General features: G+C 65.5%; 12 protein-coding genes. 7 read left to right on the forward strand and 5 right to left on the reverse strand.

Annotation, left to right across the window (positions count from 1 at the left end):
* Nucleotides 1-2 precede the first annotated feature (2 nt).
* Nucleotides 3-1631, reverse strand: a complete 1629-nt coding sequence (locus KA712_10285; GenBank protein MCG5053334.1) for an NADH-quinone oxidoreductase subunit L — start codon at nucleotides 1629-1631, stop codon at nucleotides 3-5.
* 79 nt (nucleotides 1632-1710) lie between these two features.
* On the opposite strand from KA712_10285, the gene KA712_10290 reads away from it, so the two are divergent.
* A complete protein-coding gene (locus KA712_10290; protein MCG5053335.1) occupies nucleotides 1711-2664 on the forward strand; it encodes a LysR family transcriptional regulator in 954 nt (317 codons plus the stop codon).
* On the opposite strand, the gene KA712_10295 is transcribed toward KA712_10290, so the two are convergent.
* The 3 genes from KA712_10295 to KA712_10305 all read right to left on the reverse strand — a co-directional run bounded on the left by KA712_10295 (nucleotide 2610) and on the right by KA712_10305 (nucleotide 4685).
* Nucleotides 2610-3149 carry a TonB family protein gene (locus KA712_10295; GenBank protein ID MCG5053336.1) on the reverse strand — a complete coding sequence of 180 codons (540 nt, stop codon included), beginning with the start codon at nucleotides 3147-3149 and terminating at the stop codon, nucleotides 2610-2612. The two genes, KA712_10290 and KA712_10295, sit on opposite strands and share 55 nt — an antisense overlap.
* 39 nt (nucleotides 3150-3188) lie before the next feature.
* Nucleotides 3189-4115: a transglutaminase family protein gene (locus tag KA712_10300; protein MCG5053337.1), complete on the reverse strand. Its 927-nt coding sequence runs from the start codon at nucleotides 4113-4115 to the stop codon at nucleotides 3189-3191.
* 96 nt (nucleotides 4116-4211) lie between these two features.
* On the reverse strand, nucleotides 4212-4685 hold the full coding sequence (locus KA712_10305) for an SRPBCC family protein (GenBank protein MCG5053338.1): 474 nt from the start codon (nucleotides 4683-4685) through the stop codon (nucleotides 4212-4214).
* 150 nt (nucleotides 4686-4835) lie between these two features.
* On the opposite strand from KA712_10305, the gene KA712_10310 reads away from it, so the two are divergent.
* Both KA712_10310 and KA712_10315 read left to right on the forward strand, forming a co-directional pair.
* Nucleotides 4836-6314, forward strand: a complete 1479-nt coding sequence (locus KA712_10310; GenBank protein ID MCG5053339.1) for a HAMP domain-containing histidine kinase — start codon at nucleotides 4836-4838, stop codon at nucleotides 6312-6314.
* On the forward strand, nucleotides 6311-7711 hold the full coding sequence (locus tag KA712_10315) for a sigma-54 dependent transcriptional regulator (protein ID MCG5053340.1): 1401 nt from the start codon (nucleotides 6311-6313) through the stop codon (nucleotides 7709-7711). The genes KA712_10310 and KA712_10315 overlap by 4 nt, the downstream gene beginning before the upstream one ends.
* Nucleotides 7712-7760: 49 nt before the next feature.
* On the opposite strand, the gene KA712_10320 is transcribed toward KA712_10315, so the two are convergent.
* Complete coding sequence (locus KA712_10320) at nucleotides 7761-10172, reverse strand: protein kinase (GenBank protein MCG5053341.1); 2412 nt, start codon at nucleotides 10170-10172, stop codon at nucleotides 7761-7763.
* Nucleotides 10173-10400: 228 nt separating this feature from the next.
* Between KA712_10320 and KA712_10325 the strand changes: the two genes are divergently transcribed.
* From KA712_10325 to KA712_10340, 4 genes are all read left to right on the forward strand, one after another.
* Nucleotides 10401-12143, forward strand: coding sequence for a serine/threonine protein kinase (locus tag KA712_10325; protein MCG5053342.1), 1743 nt, complete (start codon nucleotides 10401-10403; stop codon nucleotides 12141-12143).
* A gap of 515 nt (nucleotides 12144-12658) precedes the next feature.
* A complete protein-coding gene (locus KA712_10330) occupies nucleotides 12659-13012 on the forward strand; it encodes a hypothetical protein (protein MCG5053343.1) in 354 nt (117 codons plus the stop codon).
* A gap of 535 nt (nucleotides 13013-13547) precedes the next feature.
* Entirely contained in the window at nucleotides 13548-14360 is an 813-nt protein-coding gene (locus KA712_10335) for a right-handed parallel beta-helix repeat-containing protein (GenBank protein MCG5053344.1), read from the forward strand.
* A gap of 18 nt (nucleotides 14361-14378) precedes the next feature.
* Nucleotides 14379-15482, forward strand: a complete 1104-nt coding sequence (locus KA712_10340) for a DUF4150 domain-containing protein (GenBank protein ID MCG5053345.1) — start codon at nucleotides 14379-14381, stop codon at nucleotides 15480-15482.
* The last annotated feature ends 3 nt before the right edge of the window (nucleotides 15483-15485 follow it).

A 15485-nucleotide genomic window follows, 5' to 3' on the forward strand; every position in this document is an offset into this window, starting at 1 on the left:
GATCAGGCTCCGATGGTTTGGGTGGTGAAGTCCCCACGTTCAGCGCTGCGGCGCGGGGGCAGCTTGGCCGGCCAGAGCCGGAAGGTGAGGCGGGTGAAGAACTCGTCGAGGTAAAACCCGGCAAAGAGCTGAGGGTAAAGAGCACGCGCCCACGGGCTCTGGGGCCGCGCCGCCATCAGAGCCGAAACGACGTAAAGGCCGAGGAAAACGGCGCCCGTGACGACGAGCCGCACGAACATACCAGGGCTCACGTCGTAGATGTTTTCCGTGCCGAGCGGCAGCTTGGCCACCAGCACATGCCAGGTGAAGTAGAGCGTCGTGACAGCCAGACCGTAGAAGGCGCCCTTGAGCCCCTGGGTCAAGCCGCCCGCACCGGCACGGGTCATCAAGGCCGCGCCGGCCAGGCTGAGCACCCAGGCCATCGCCCACGCGCTCGGCTCGTGGGTGGGGTTCACCCCGAACGCGCCGCCCACCGCGGCCACGCCCGCCGTGGCCAAAAACAGGTTCACGAACCACGGCGCAAGGCGCGGCTCCGGTGCTGCGGTCTCGAGCGCGCCCGCACGCCACAGGTCCACCGTGCTGCCGGAGGCCAGAAAAGCGTGTGCTTTGTAAAGCGAATGCGCCACCAGGTGCAGAAGGGCCAGGTGGTACGCACCCAGGCCACACTCGACCAGCATGAATCCCATCTGGGCGCAGGTGGACCAGGCAAGCCTGACCTTGATGCTCACCCGCGTGGTCATCACGAGGGCGGCCAAAGCCGCCGTGGTGGCGCCGACCCCCACCAACACGAACTGTGCAAGCTCCGCCTTCACCATCAGCGGGGCCAGGCGAATCATCAAAAAGCCGCCGATGTTCACCACGCCCGCATGCAGCAGCGCCGAGACGGGCGTGGGGGCTTCCATTACCTGAATCAGCCACCCGTGAAAAGGCAGCTGAGCACACTTGAGGCAGGCGCCGAGCGCCAGCAGCACCGCGGCCAACGCCACCGGCCACGGCAGGCTCTCCGTTTGCCGGGCCCACAGGAACACGTCGTCGAGGTGCAGGCTGCCCACCTGCCAGCCCAGAAGGCCAATGGCGCCGAATACGAGCACGTCGCCCAGGCGGCTCACCAGAAACTTCTTGTGAGCTGCTATCAGAGCTTGAGGGCGCTCGGGGTAAAACGTGAGCAATTGATGAATCGCCAAGCTGGTGGCCGTCCAGCAGAGCGCCACGACCAAGAGGTGGTTGGCCGCAACCAAGAGGCTCACCGCCGCCAGCGTCGCCAAGAACCAGCGGAGATAACGTGCCTGCCCGGGCTCTCCTGCAAGGTAGGTGCGCGAGTAGCGCACGATGACGTGGGCCAAAAAGGTGACGAGCATCAACATCCCCGTGGTGAGCCCATCCACCCTCAGCCCCTGGGACAGCGCCACGAACAGGGGTGCCGCGTCGTGGGGCAAGGGGTCGAACCCCCCCAGGACACGCTTGCCCAGCAGGACCGTCGCGAGGCCCAACGCAAGCCCCGTAGCCCATAGCCCTCGCGAAAACAGCCCGGCCCCGGTTTGGCGGGACGTCAGGAGCGCCGCCAGCGCGTACGTGACAGGTATCGCGAGCGCCACGACCGCTCCCGCCGCTTCCGTGAAGATGGGATTCATGCGGACATACCTACACGTGACGCATGCTTCTTTAAAAATTCATAATTCAGTGGGTATCGTTCTGATAAGGTGAACAAACATGGCGGGGCCGCTGAACTACCACCACCTGCAGTACTTCTGGGCCGTGGCCAAGGAAGGCAACTTGACGCGCACGGCGCAGACGCTCCGGGTGTCGCAGTCGGCTCTGTCCACGCAGATTCGGCAGCTCGAGGAGCAGCTTGGCCAATCGGTCTTTGCGCGCGAGGGGCGACGGCTCGTTTTGACGGAAGCGGGGCGCATCGCTTTCGCTCACGCCGAGGAGATCTTTGCGCACGGAGCCGAGCTGGTGGCCACGCTGGCGGAGGGGCGGCGCCGGGACCAGGTGCTGCGCGTGGGCGCCGTGGCCACCCTGTCACGCAACTTTCAAGAATCGTTCGTCAAGCCTCTGCTCGACGAGGCCGACGTGCGGCTTCGCCTGCGGTCGGGCAGCCTCGACGAGCTGTTGTCGCTGCTGGCAGGTCACAAGCTCGACCTCGTTTTGTCGAACCACGAGGTGCGTCCCGATGAGGAGATGTCCTGGCGGTGCCAGCGCATCGCTCGGCAGCAGGTCAGCTTGGTGGGCAAACCGCGGGCGCAGCCCTTTGCCTTCCCTCGCGATCTGGCAGAGGCACCGCTGCTCTTGCCTGCCCCGGGCAATGAGATCCGTACCTCCTTCGATGCTCTGTGCCGCGAGCTGAAAGTGAAGCCGCGGGTGTTGGCCGAGGTGGACGATATGGCCATGATGCGCCTCTTGGCCCGTGACACCCAGGCTGTCGCGCTGATCCCCACCGTGGTGGTGCGTGACGAGCTGCAACGGGGTGTGCTGGTCACGCACTACGTGGTCGAAGGCCTCTTCGAGAACTTCTACGCGATCACCGTCGATCGCCACTACGAACACCCCTTGCTTCGCACGCTGCTGTCGCGCCCGCAGGAGGAGATTCTGGCCATGAAAGGGGGGCGTCAGCTCTCGGAGTCGGGCGGGGCAGGGTTGACCCGCTCGAAGCGAAAGGGATAGCTCACCACCACCGTGCCGCCGCCCACGGGCGCCTCGAAGAGCCAGCGGCAGACCGCGCGCCCCACGCAGGCCTGCACGTCGAGGTCCTTGACCGAAGACGAGGCCACGCCCGAGCTCAAGACGTGCCCGCCGGGCCCCACCGTGAAGCGAACCACCACATCGCCCGCGAACGCGGGATCCGCGGCCATGCCTTGGCTTCCGCAGTAGCGAACCTCTTCGAGGTGCGCGTGCACCACTTCGGTGACGCGGTCACGCGCGAGCGTGCTGCGTGAGGCCCTCGCTTCGCCCGCGGCCGGCTGTGTGTCCCCACCGAACGGTACCCCTGCCGCGATCGCGTCGCCGAGATAGCACCGCGGCTGGGCTTCGTCCCAGTGAGGCGAGGGGGCCTTCGCCGAGGGAGCTGACGATGCGCAGGCGGCAGTGAGCCCCAAGACGCAGCAGAACGAGCGATACAAAGGGAAGGCCGGGCGGGCAACCGTGACCATGAGAACAAGATTGTACACCCGCTTGCCGAAGGGGCGTGTTCACACGAACGCGGGGCTGGCGCTTGCCACCACCACCGAGGGGGTGATAGGGGGCGGCAGAGCGCCCACGCTGGGGGCCGGGGTAGGCCGAAGACGCAGATCCAGCTTCTCGCCCTTTTCGTTCACCGGGTCGGCAAACACGGAGAACTTCGTGAGAAACGCGGGCCCGTAGAGCGTGGCGAACGCGGCGTCGGCGGCGTCGAGTCCGCTGGCGAGAAAGATGCGGCCCTTGCGGGGGGCGAGCTGTTGGGGATCGAAGATCTGCCAGCCCCCTTCCAGCCAGACTTCGGCATACGCGTGAAAGTCCATCGCCAACCCATCTTCAGGCACATCGATGTCGGGCAGATACGACACCGCGTAACGGGCCGGCATGTTGAAGGCCCGGCAGAGCGCGATCACCAGATGGGCCCGGTCGCGGCATACGCCGTACCGGTGGGCCAGGACATCCGTGGCGGACCAGTCGGGGCGCGAGGAGCCGCGGCGGTACTCGATGTTCTTGTGCACCCATTCATTGATGGCCTGCGCGCGCAAAAACCCCGTGGGAACTTTCGAGAACGTCTCCCAGGCGAAGCCGAGCAGCTTGTCGTTTTCAGCATAGCGGCTTGGCAAGGTGAAGCGCAGCACTTCGGGTGGCAGCTCGGCCGGGGGGACCTGGCGCGCTTCGGGGCGCACCTCGTCGGCGTGATGGGGGACGCAGGCCAGGGCCTCGTAGCGCAGGTTGCACTCGCCGGGGGCGATCGTGATGCGCCGGCAGCGGTTCCCAAAGAGGTCGCGGTACTCGTTGCCCACGCTCGCGCCGGTGGTCTCCAGGGCTTCGCGCACGATCATGTGCCGTGCGTGCGCCTGGGGCGCCAAGATGAACACGCTGGGGGTGGGCGTTGCGGCCCGATACCCGAGCTGACAGCCGATGCGAATTTGATACATCACGAAACCTCGGCAGGGCGCGCCGAGGTCAAGAGCCTAAGGGCGCGGGCAGCGCAGGGCAAAAAAGCGTACGTCTTTGTCCAGACCCCGGCCCGAAGGTCAGGTTCCAAACACGCCTCGCACGGCCTGCGCGCGAAAATCGAAAATGCGCGCAAGTGTGCGCTTCACCAAAAGCACGTGCGTCATGGCACCGAGCGGGCCGAAAGGCAGCTCGTAATCCACCACGTCGTCCATGCGTGTGCCACCCGCCACGGGGGTGAAGGTGTGCAGGTGGTGCCAGCGCCGATAAGGGCTCCGAAGGGCGACGTCCACGAAGGACACGCCGGGCTCGTACGCTTCGATGCGCGTGCGCCAGCGCAGGGGCACGCCGAAGAGCGAGATGCGGTAGTCGATGAGCGTGCCCACCTGCATCGGGATGGGGCTGGGGGTCAGGATCCGGAACCCGAGAAAAGGGGGGGTCAGGGCCTCGAGGTTCTCGGGCGCCGCAAAGAACGGGAACACCTCGTCCACCGGTTTCGGGATGAACTGAGTGCGTCGCAATTGATGGGCCCGTGCGGGCGTTGGCGAGGTCATGATCCTTCGATTCCCGAGCGCGCCCGTCTGCCGCAGATGACGCGGCTCCCGTGGGGCGCAACGGCCCGGTCGCCCGCCGCCGGCCGCCCCTATGGCCCCCCGGCACCAGACCCTGGCCCCCTGTGACCCCATGGGTTACACCTTATCCCCATGGGTCACTCTTCCGACGCCCGCTCGACCCGCCCTGAGGCGCCCCCCCGTCACATCTCGCGGGAGATGGCGCTCGGCTTCGGCACCGTATCCTTGGTGGCGCTGGCCACGTGCGGATTGCTGCTCCTACTGATTCGCCAGGTCTCTGCGTTGGTGACGGGCATGACGGCGGAGGAAACCGCCATTCGGCAGGGCTCTGCGTTGGCGAGGGCCGTGCGCGAGCAGTACATCCATCTGGCGCGGGCGTCTGTCGAAGGTGACGCCCGCCATCTGGAACACTTTCGGCACTGGCAAGCCGAGGTGCGTGAGGCGCTGACGAAGCTCCTGCCCTTCGTGCCGGCAGCCGAAGGGTGGCGGGTGCCTGCGCTCGGGCAGACGCTCGAGGCGCTGGGGAACGAAGTGCCGCCCGAGGGCACGCGGCAGGTGCCAGGGACGCTTGCGGCCTCGCACCCCGCCATCGCACGGCTCGCCGACGAGGCTTCGGCGCAGGCGGACGCTTTGGCGGAGGCCGTGGCGTCTCGCATGGCGCACTCCCACGTGCTGGCCACGCAGGCCACGCAGCTGGGCCTGCTTTACGGCGGGCTGGGTGCGTTCGTGATCGTGGGCCTCTCGGTGGGGTTCACGTTGCGGCTCCGGCACTCGGTGCTGAAGCCGCTCGGGGCGCTCACGGCGGCGGCACAACGCTTTGGGTCCGGCGCGTTCGAGGCGCGCGTGGGGGCCGTGGGGCGGGGGGAACTGCGTGCGCTTTCGCAGGCCTTCGATCGCATGGCCGAGGAGCTTGCCGAACGCCAACGTCGCGTGGTGCACAACGAACGCATGGCGGCCATCGGACACCTGGCCGCGGGCGTGGCGCACGAGCTGAACAACCCCATTGGCATCATTCGGGGCTACCTCAAGACGATGGAAGCCAAGGAGGATCCGGAGACCCTCGAGGAAGAGCTCCGCATTCTCGACGAAGAGGCAGGGCACTGCCAGCGCATCGCCGAGGATCTGCTGGCCTATGCCCGCCCCGCCGAGCTGCGCTGCGAGCCCCTGCGCATGAAGGCGTTCGTGGAAGAAACGCTCCGGCGCTTCGCCGAAAGCCCTGATGGTCGCGGACGCCCCGTGGTGGCGGAGCTGCAGGACGGGACCCTCTTGGCCGATCCTACCCGCTTGCGCCAGGTGCTTTTGAACCTCGTTGCGAACGCGGCGCAGGTGAGCCCACCCGGTGTGCCCGTCACCGTGAGGGGCGAGGACCAGGGTGAGACCTACCGGCTCGAGGTGATTGATCGCGGGCCCGGCATTGCCCTCGAGGATCAAGGACGCATCTTCGAGCCCTTTTTCACGAAACGTCGGGGGGGCAGCGGACTTGGGCTCTCGGTCTGTCTGGGCATCGTGCAGGCTCACGGGGGGCGCGTGCAGGTGGTGTCGCGTGAGGGCGAGGGCTCACGCTTCGAGGTCGTTTTGCCCAAGCACGCCGCTGCGGGAGGTCTGTCATGAGCGCGCGCGGTCCCGTGGTTTTGGTGGTGGATGACAAACGCAACATGGTGCGCCTGATGGCGAAAGTGCTGCGCCAAGACGCCACGGTGCGCACCGCGGAGAGCGGGGCCGATGCGCTTCGGGTGCTTGCCAGCGAGAGCGTCGACGTGGTGCTTTGTGACCTCAAGATGCCCGACATGGACGGGCTCGACGTGTTGCGTGCCTGCAAGCGCCTGCAGCCGGCGGCCGAGTTCGTGTTGATGACGGCGTTCGCCAGTGTGGGCACCGCGGTGGAGGCGTTGCGCCTGGGCGCCTACGACTATCTCACGAAGCCCTTCGAGCCCGATGCGGCGCGGGCCGTGGTGCTGCGCGCGCTTGGGCGCGTGCGCCTGGCACCTACCGAGGCGACGGACGGCGTGGAGGTCTTGCCGGGCATGATCGCACGCACCCGGAGCATGCAGGAGCTGGCCGCGCTGGTCAAACGTGTGGCCGACAGCGACGCCACCGCGTTGGTGTTGGGGGAGACGGGCACCGGAAAGGAGAGGGTGGCCCGCGCGCTTCATCAACTGGGTCCGCGCGCGGCCCGTCGCTTCGTGGCCGTCAACTGCGCGGCGATCCCCGCGGAGCTTTTGGAGACCGAGCTTTTTGGTCACGCCAAGGGCGCGTTCACCGGCGCGGTGCGGGACCGTGCGGGTCTCTTCGAGGAAGCGCACGGGGGCACGCTGTTCCTCGATGAAGTGGGTGACATGCGCCTCTCCCTGCAGGCGAAGCTCACGCGTGTGCTCGAGGACAAGGCCGTGCGGCGGGTGGGCGAGTCGCACGAGCGGAAGGTCAATGTACGCCTGGTGGCCGCCACGCACCGAAATCTCGAGGCGATGGTGAAGACCGAGGCCTTCCGCGAGGATCTCTGGTACCGCTTGAATGTGGCGCTGGTGCGCATCCCGCCACTGCGGGAACGCAAGGATGACATCGAGCTGCTTGCTCAGCATTTCCTGCGCGAGCGTGCCGAACAGACGCAGGGGCGCACGATCGAAGGGCTCACGCCCCATGCCCTCGAGGCGCTGCAGGCCTACGATTGGCCCGGTAACGTGCGGCAGCTCCGTTCGGCGATCGAACGGGCGTGCCTGGTCTGTCAGGGGCAGCGCCTCGACGCAAAAGACTTACCCCCCGAAGTGTTGGCCCACGGGGGCGCGATCGACGGACAGGGGCTGGCGGCCATGTCGTGGGCGGCCGCGCTCGAGCGGGGGCGTGCGGAGGTGGCGCGGACGTATTTGGAAGGTGTCCTTCAGCGCTTCGACGGGCAGATCGCGGAGGCCGCGGCTCACGCGGGGGTCGAACGCGAAAGCTTCTACCGGCTGCTGCGCAAGTACGACGTCGACCCCAGCGCCTTCCGCAGTGCGGGGGGCAAGCCCGAGTGACAGCTTCAGTCAGTGTGGCTTGACGGCCGTCTGCGACACGGAGTTGCCCTCAGTCCGACACGGGCCTCGTACCTGCCTCACCGTCTTTCCGCCCGCCAAGCCTGGCAAGCTCCAGTCCCCTCTTCGCTTCAGAACTCCCGGGATCTAGAACCAGTGCCGCGTCGAAGGATTTGACGGCCTCGCCAAACTCCTCCATGGCGAGGTAGGCGCGACCTGCGACCACAAATGCCGGAGCGCCCGCACCGAGGCGAGCGGCACGTTTGGCCTGAAATACGCAATCGAGAAGGTTGCCTATCTCGAAGTTGTGCTGCGCGCTTGCAAGCAGCTGCACCGCCTCGCGCTGTTGATCGCTTCCTGGTGGGTGTGCAGAAGGCTCGTGCGCAGCGCTTCCCTGGCGTGCTTTCGGGGCTCGACGCGCTATGCCTGTTTCCGGTTCCGTCGGAGGCTTGTAGGCCTGGACGGTGACTTCCTCAAGCGTTGGGGGTGGTGCGGCGACCTCCTCCGTGGATCGGGCGGCTGGTGTCGGCGGGGCCAGAACGGGGCCACCCCGCGTATCCACGGGGCGCGATCCCGAGCGCGTTCCCCAAACGCCCCCCGCGACCAGTAATGCTGCAATACCCACAGCCGGCAATCCGACACGGATGCGCCTACGCTGACCGGCCACGATGGGTGCGGTACCCGTTTCGCGACGCCGTTCCGGGCGAAGTGCTTCGAGCTGTGAGCGCCACAACGACGCCAAACGGGGCCGGGCGTCAGGCTCGCGCTCCAGGGCGCCCATAACCGCTTGGCACAGACCTAAAGGCAAGGGCCGTCTTTGGGACACATCAACGGGGAGGCCATGGACCTTCGCTTCGCAAAGCTCCTGCGCATCCCGCTGCTCGAACGGCAAGACGCCCGTCAACATCTCGTAAAGGACCGTTGCTGCCGCATAGACATCAGCGCGTCCGTCAACAGTAGATCCGGCAATGATCTGCTCGGGCGCCATGTACTGCGGCGTCCCCAGGGCGACCTCGGGGCGGGTCAGACCGTCAAAGGGGCTCTCCCCCGCCTCGTCGTCCAGAATCCGTGCCACACCGAAATCCAAGATCTTCACGCGGGTCCCGTCTCGGGTCTCGGCCAGCATAATATTGGCAGGCTTCAAATCACGATGGACTACGCCGGCCTCGTGCGCCGCCTCCAAGGCGCGGGCGATCTGGATGGCGACATCGAGGGCTTCCGGTGGCGGAAGGGATTTTTTGCTCGCGATCACCTCTTCCAGAGAGCGTCCTTCAATCAGCTCCATCACGACGTAGGCGTCCCCCTGGGGCGTCATGCCGGCATCCGTGATGTTCACGACGCGTTCGTCATTAATTCGGTTCGTGGCGTGCGCTTCACGAACGAATCGCGCCTGAAGGTCTGCGTTCCCTCGGAAGAAAGGGATCTTGATGGCTACGCGCCGGCCGATCTCCTTGTGGAGACCCTCGAAGACCAAACCCATTGCTCCCTTGGCCAGAACCTTCTTGATCTCGTACCTCTCGCCTAAAGTGGTACCGATGTAGCCTTCAGGCCTGACCAGAGGACCAACTCCACCAAGGTCTGGGGCTAGCTGGGGTTCCTTCACTGCTTCGATGAGCGACTCGCGCTGTTTGCGTTCCCGGTCCAGCTCATGGCCGAAGCGTTCCACCATGAAAGTGCGCAATTTGCGACGGTAGTCCCCAGGGGCCAGATGCGAATTGAGGTCTTGAAGAAATTCCTCCGCACTGGCGTAACGATCGATGGGGTCGTCGGCAAGCGCCAGTCGCAGAATCTCTCCGAGCTCTTCGGGGACTGAAGGTTCCACCTCGTGTGGCGGTCGAAAAGTTGTCGTCGTCGTGCGTGCGGCTCCATTGGCAATGTAGCGGCGTCCGGTGAGGCATTCCCACAAGAGCACTCCCACCGAGAACAGGTCGGAACGAGCGTCCACCGCTTTTCCCAAGAATTGTTCCGGCGCCACATAACCTGGTTTTCCGAGCTTCAGGGCGTACCCGGTCTGTTGCCCTTGCGTGGACGGGCGAATGAGCCCGAAGTCGAGAAGTTTCACGGCGCCTGTGGAAGACAGCATCACATTCGATGGCGTGACGTCCCTGTGAACCAGGCCACGCTCGTGAATGTAGAGCAGCCCCGTCAGGATCTCGATTCCGACGAACATCGTGAGGCCAAGGGGTAACGGCCGACCCTGCTCGAGTCCGCGGGCGAGTACCGCTGCCAGAGTCCGGCCCTCGATGAACTCCATCGCCAGGAACAGCTCTCGATTTATGACTCCTGTATCGAAAACGAAAACCAGGTTGTCGTGAGACAACTTGCTGGCGGTTGCTGCCTCTTCCAGAAACCGCCGCGAAAGAAACTCAGCTTCCGCGTCATCCGCACCGTACGAAACAGTCTTGATGGCGCAGATCCGGCCGGCACCCAGCCCCCGCGTGACGCCGAGGCTGACGTTTGCCATGCCCCCGCGCCCGATCGGCGCCAGAAGCAGATATCGCTCCCCGAGCGCTCTCGGCCAACTGGGCCCAGCAAAGCCGACGGGTTCGGGTCTTGAGCTCACGGAGGCTATTCTATGCGCCCTCGTTGCCGCTTTCGCAAATGGGCCAGGGCGGCGAAGTCACCGGTTTCTTTTGGAATTCTTCTCAAGTTGGCGGGCAATGGAAACGCCGCTCTGTGCTATAAAGCGCGCGTGCTCGCGGGTGCGGAAATCGGGAAGTATCACCTGGAACACCGGATTGCCCGGGGTGGTATGGCCGAGGTCTGGGCGGCGACCGTGCGCGGGCCTGGGGAGTTCGTGAAGCGAGTCGCTGTAAAGTTCATCCTGGCCCACTTCGATGACCACTCCGAAGCCGAGCGGCTCTTCTTCCGGGAAGCGCAAATTGCCGCCTCTCTGTCGCACGGCAATCTCCTTTCTGTCTTCGACTTTGACAGGGCCGCTTCTGATTTGGATCCCGCCTTGGCGGGCCGCTACTTCATCGTGATGGAGTACGTGGACGGAGCGTCTCTTTGGGATGTAATGCGGGCGTCTGAGCGACGCGGCACGCAGCTGTCCGAGTCTCAGGTGGTTCATCTGGCGGGGGAGCTTCTCAAGGGACTCAGCTACCTTCACGAACACAAGGGGCAGGGGCTCGTTCACTGCGATATCTCGCCGCAAAATGTCCTCCTCACGCGCTCCGGGCAGGTGAAGATCTCCGACTTCGGCGTGGCCAAGGCGACGGCTTCCGTTGCCACCACGTTATCGAACCAAGTTAGGGGCAAGCTGGCCTACCTGGCACCCGAGGTCCTCGCGGGCTCCTCGCACAGCCACTTGTCCGATCAGTTCGCAGTTGGCGTCGTTTTGTGGGAGGCAATTACGCTCACACCCTTGTTCCTGGGCTCTGCAGACTACGAGACTCTGGATAAGGTCCGGGCTTGCCAAGTCCCTCCGGCCCAGCTCCGCGACGGAAGCGCGCCGTCTTCAGAACTGGTGAGAGTACTCGCGAGGCTGCTCGCGCGGGATCCCAGCGCCCGATTTCCTTCGTCGGCGGATGCTCTGGCCGCTGTGCTGGAGCTCCCCACTTACACAGCCTCGCCGCTGGCGCTCTCACGGGCCGTGCGAGATCTCCAGGGGGAGGAGACCGCTCCCGTTCGCAGGCTGCCGGTGACCGCTGTGCTGCCAGCGGCGGCTCAGATGCCGCCTACCAAGCTTCTCCCGAACACGGTCTCTCCGGCCCCTGACTCGGCAACTTTCGACGACACGACGCCAGGTTCGTTCAATCGCTCCGAGCGCCCCCCATCGCGGCGGCAAAACTTTCCCTTCGTCGAGGGACACTCGGAGGCCAGTCTCGCCCGAGGGCTTGCCGAAGCCATCGCGCGCTTCGAGGCTGAAGGTGCGGGCGGCGAAGCCGTCACCTTCGAGGTGTGGATGCTGGCCGAACGGAACCGAACAGGGATCGACCCCGTTAGTCTTCGCCCCTTGCCCGATCGGTTTGCCGACATCGTGACTTGGCCACGTTTCGTGGACGTCGGGTGGAGGGTGAAGCTGGCCTATGCCTGGTACGGCACGAGACCCTGGGGGCCCGACGGATGCTGGGTGGCGGAAGACAGCTTTGCCGACGAGGCCATGATCGTCTTTCCCTCAGACCTGGGCCGCTCCCTATTTCGGGACGTGACACGCGCCACGTGGGCGCGGTGGTGGGCCGACCGGGAGGTAGATGTGCTGGTAGAAGGACCGGGCTCCGGCCGCGCGCCGGTCTCAAATCGCGCGCGGTTGTATTTGTTTCCAGGCGAGAAGCCTCCCGTCACCCACGCGGAGTGGTTATCGCTCTGGGCCGCGCGCGACCCGGAATCTGCAGGGACCGACGTGCGCCGCCGCGTGCGCGTGCCTGCAGCACCCACAATGAAGCGCACCCTTTGGGAGCGGATGTTCAACATCAAGAGCAGAAGACATTAATGTCGCTACGATACGCATCAATCACCGTCATCGTTTGGGCTCTCGCTTCGGAAGGGATGGCGTTGGCCGACTCCCCGACCGAGACCATAGGCTTGATCCCGGCCTCGATACCCGCAGACCTCACTTTGCCTTTGGGGGCGCACGAAGTGGAGGACGCGGTTGCGCAGGGTCTTGCGACTTCTGGCCGAGACGTTCTCCCTCCGTCGCGATTCGATCTAGGTCAAGCCAACCAGGTGAACGAGTCGAGTGCGGACTACTTCGTTCGTGTCAGCCTTTCCAGGGCCGGCCCACAGGCTGTACGGATCTGGATGACCCTTTTCAATAAAGGGGGGAGAAAGTTGAACCAACAAGTAGCGACTTGCCAACCGCCCGATTGCAGCCTAGGGGTCGCGCTGCGGTTGGCAGCAAAGGAGCTGATAAGGGTTGCTCTGCCTCCTTCAGAGGGAACCGCGACGCCCGACCGGGCGCAAGCAGGGGCGTCTGCGGCGTCTCCTGAGCCGCCGGTGGACCCGGTCGTGCGCCCGCTAGATCCTGTGCCCACGGCACCGGCAAAGCAGGATGCTGACCGATATCGCATTCCTGCTGCGGTCGGATTGGGTGCGGGTGCGGCCCTCATGGGGGTCGGGGCCTGGCTCGTGGCCATCGACGGAAACGGAACGGACTGCCGAATGGCGCCGAGCGGAGACGAGGCATGCTTCAAGGTTCGCGACACCATGGCAGTGGGCAGCGTTGTCGGCGCTGTGGGGCTGGGTGCGGCTCTGGCCAGCGCCTACTATCTGATGACGAGGCCCACGGCACCCACGCGGGTGGGCGCGGCCGTGTCGCTCACTCCCACGCCTCAGGGCGTGCAGGTCTGGGGGAGGTTCTGAAATGAAGGTCCTGCAATGGATGATGGTTTTCGCCTTCGTGGGTGGCTGTACAAAGGACAACCCTGCCACCTGTATCTCGGATACCGAGTGCCAGGCACAGTCCAGGTGCGATCTGTTTACGTTCAGGTGCGCAGCTCGGGTGCCGGATGGCGGCCTGGATGCCAGCGCCGATACCGTCACCGATGGGTTAGGCGATGCTGTGGGGGGTGGCGTTGACGTGGGCATGCCTGCCGAGTGTGAGACGAACGCGGGATGCATGCGGGATCCGAACAAACCTGTCTGTGCGGGAGGTAAGTGCGTTGGTTGCGGTGGGGCGGACGACTGCACGGCGCCGGCGCCGTTTTGCTCAGTGGGTGGCGCTTGTGTGGCGTGTCTCGGGCACGAGGACTGTAGGGGTGAGTCTCCCCTTTGCGTTGCTGGGGCGTGCGTCGCATGTGACGTGCCGGGAGCGCCGGAAGGTGGTTGCAGTCAGCGCGCGGAGGCTGGGCCCGTATGCGCTACGTCTGGAGCCAAAAAGGGGACATGCGTCGAGTGCGTGACGAGCAACGATTGTGGTGCGGGAACAAAGCCGATCTGCGAGCTGAACGCGTGCCGAGGGTGTGGAGCGGACAGCGAATGCGAGGCCAAGCTTGGGGCGGAGCCCGGGGTGTGTCTGGGAACGGAAGGAGGGCGATGCGCGGGGCCGGCGGATGTGGTGTACGCGGAGAACGTGCCAGGCAAATGCAACGCCGGGGGACCGGGCACGGTGGCTTCGCCGTACTGTGGCCTGGCGGAGGCGATGGCGGCGGCAAAGAGCGGAGGGAAGGCGGCGGTGGTGCTGAAGGGGCCGCAGGGGGTGGATCGGGCGAGCTACGCGGGGCCTGGCAGGCTGACGCTGGTGGGCAAGGGGGGGGCGTTGATACTGCCGGGGGCGGGTATTGGTCTGGAGGTGACGGGTGGAGACCTGACCGCGCGCAACTTCACCGTGCAAGGTGCGGGGCAAGCAGGCCTCGTGGTGCGGAGCGGGAGTGCCTTGGAGCTGGCGCAGGCGCAGGTGCTCGACAACAAGGGGGGAGGGATACTGGTGGACGGGGGCAGGCTCGTGGCGCGAAGCAGCACGGTGAGCGGCAACGGACCGGGGCAGTTTGGAGCCACGACGATTTGGGGAGGCCTTCTCTTGAACAACCCCGCGGCGGGCACACGCCTCGAGGGCGTGAGCGTCGTCAACAACAAGACCACGGGCATCTCGTGCTCGGCGGCCGTCGAGGCCACGGGCGTGCTCGCTACAGGCAATCCCGGGGTCGACATCGCTGCTCCCTGCAACTTCTCCAGCTGTGGCGCGGCGGGTCCGCAATGTGGCGCCCCGTGACCGAGGTCGAGGGACAACGTGGGGAACGACACCCTCATCAACGACCGAAGCCCCGTGACGAAGGGCAGCGATGGCACCACACCAGCGTTTCCAGACCCGTGTAAGACGAGCACACCGGCGGGTCCGGTTCCCATTCCGTACCCGAACATCGCCAAGTCAGGCGATCTGGCGAACGGGACGACATCGGTGAGGGTCAACGGGGCGTCGGTGGCGGTGAAGGGGTCGAACCTGTCGACGAGCGCGGGTGACGAGGCGGGGTCAGTGGGCGGGGTGATGTCGTCGAAGACGAAGGGCAAAGCGGAGCCGCTGATGTACTCGTTCAACGTGAAGTTCGAGGGCAAGGGGGTGGTGCGCAACTTCGATCCCTTCCTCAACAACGACAAGAACACGCCGCCGGCGCCCCTGGTTCAAGCGCAGGTGGCGACCATACCGCCCGCCCCGCCGGAGCAGGAGGAGGAGCCAGAGAGGTGTGAGTACTGTGGCAAGAACAAGCACGACTTCGCAGAGCGCTCGGGCACCAACCTGGGCAACGGAGGCGCGCTCGCTCGAAGGATTTTCGGCGACGGAGACAAGGCGGCCCACCCGTGGAATACGGGAGCGTTCTCGCTGCAAGCGCATCACCTCGTCTGCAGCGAGGCCATGGACAGTGACACCTGGTCACGCCTATGCCGGGAGTTCGGCTACGACATCAACCGCAAGGAAAACGGCGTGATGCTGCCGTACCTGATGGAGCTCGCTTGCCAGACAGCGGCGCCGCTGCACCGGAGCAACCACCAGCAAGGGCGTGCCGATGGGTTGCCGTATCCGGACAAGATAAAGGAGCTCATCGAAAAAGTGAGAGAGAGGGCCGAGGCGGGGGAGTTTTGCAGCGACCCTGGGAAGTTGGTCGAGGCGCTTGACAAGATCGCGAATGAAGTTCTCGTGGAGGTATCAGCGTTCAACTACACGATCACGAAAGACGGCGAAGACTACGCCGCTGGGAAGCGAGGGTGCGGGGGCGTGCCCAGTCTAAGTCGCACCAAAGGCCCATGCTGCCCGCACGACCGGCAGCATGGACTTGTGCAGCAGCAAACGAAGTCGACCATTCCGAAGCGAAGCGGGCCCTTGAAGATAGGAACCTGAACC

This window comes from Myxococcales bacterium (genome assembly GCA_022184915.1).
Classification (GTDB): Bacteria; Myxococcota_A; Polyangia; order Fen-1088; family Fen-1088; genus JAGTJU01.